This is a genomic window from Luteibacter sp. P4_E6, from assembly GCF_056401535.1.
In genome coordinates this window covers 1-1,627 of the sequence record NZ_JBFUJE010000719.1, presented here as the reverse complement: position 1 = coordinate 1,627, position 1,627 = coordinate 1, and the positions used below count along the sequence as shown (strand labels likewise).

At 59.2% G+C, this 1,627-nt stretch carries 2 protein-coding genes; both read right to left on the bottom strand.

All coding sequences use genetic code 11. From position 1 onward, the window contains the following. Positions 1 to 336 (bottom strand): hypothetical protein (locus tag AC1DT2_RS22765; protein ID WP_477298933.1); only part of this gene is annotated, 336 nt, incomplete at its 3' end. Beyond that, on the bottom strand, positions 333 to 1,627 hold a 1,295-nt coding region (locus AC1DT2_RS22760; protein ID WP_477298931.1), incomplete at its 5' end, for a hypothetical protein. The genes AC1DT2_RS22765 and AC1DT2_RS22760, both read right to left, overlap by 4 nt.

Here is a 1,627-nt window from a genome sequence, read left to right as displayed (position 1 = left end):
CATACCTACGGTGAGGGCGGAGAGTACGCACTGGACGTCTAGGACGGCGAGATAAAACGGTTGCCCTCTGCCAAACAGCTTCACCATGAGGGCCAAGAACAAGGGGTAACCCGGGTCTCGGAAGCTGTCCGGCTTTGCAATGCCATCTGGCGACACGATCGAGAAGATGTGGTGGTCAACCAGATTCAATGCATAGGCAAAGTACTGGACCGCATCGCCGCGGAGGGGGTGGTCGACAATCGCAGTGCGCACGTAGAAGAGGCGTACCAAGAGCGCGAGCACGGTCATCGCCGCAATAAGCAGCGCCGGGCGAGCCGTCGGAAAGTGAGCTTTCATGGCGTTATGCTCTCTCGGATCTCCCGCCGCCGATTGCCTCGGCGGGTGAGGAGCCGTCGGCTGACCGCTGTGGCTCCAGCACACGCCAAGATAATCTCAACGCCACGAAACGGCACCGAATAACGTGGCTCGGACTGCAGGACGCTGTATACGATGGTCACTAAAACGGCCATAGTCGCCATGCCGAGCTCGACCGTGCCTGCGGTGCGCCGCAATAGTGCCTCAAAGGCGCCGATCAAAGCCAAGATGAGGACTAGTGGATTGGCGAGGTAGCAGGCGGCTTCCGCTGCCTTCCATAGGCGGATCGACCGGAAAGGCGAATCTCGAGTCGGATAGACGTAGATGTCGCCCTGGCCGATTCGAATGTCCCAGCTCCAGAGTAGTGCTGGCTTTTCTAAGTACCAGGCAAGGTACGTCAAGGGGTGCTTACTCATTCTGGCCCACATCGTAGAGAGGCCTGTCCCGATGCCCTGCTGAAATGCGCCGATCTCCGAGCTCATAGCCTCGATGGTCCGTTCACCGTCCTCATCGCCCGTCATGGCGAGTTGATACGCAGCGTGGTACGTGGGCYACGATCCTTGGACGAGGTTCATCGCGGCGCGCTGCGATGAGGTCTTGTTGGTAGGAAGATTCACCGAACGCACGGCCCATAGCGCCGGCAAAAGAAGGGATGCGACCGCGAAGGCAAGTGCGTGGCGGCGTGTCGCGATGCGCCTCCATTGCCCCGCCATGGCAAAGGCAATTCCAAACGGGATCATGACGGCATTGGTCAATGCTGCCATTCCAGCGATGAGGCCAGCTGTGACGTAACGGCCCGTAGAGGGTGAGTGCGACGCGTTGCTCAGGCAAAGGARCAGGGAARCACAGAGGAAGCTGAGCAGGTTTTCCGAAAGCACGAAGCTGGTCATCGCCACGTTATGAGGCCATACGGCCATGAGTATGGCGGCTGTGGAGAGCGTCGCAATTGATGCGCGACGGCGCACGGCCAGCAGCAGAAACGTCACTGTGAGGCCGCCTAGCAGTGCTTGAGTAATAAGCACTGCTCCATACCAGCCACTGTAGTTCGAGGTCGCTTTCATCCAGATCGCGAGCAGCGTGGCGTATCCCGGATCGCGAAAGCTGTTGGCGCGAATGTCGGCCCCTCCAGGTACGTCGTTGCTAAACGTGGAGTGGTGAACCATGTTCCAGGCATAGCGATAGTAGTCGACCGCATCGGCGCGTACGTTGACATCATCCAGAGGCTGGAGCACTTGTGCGTGGACGACGTAATACCACCTCAGCCCGAAGGCAA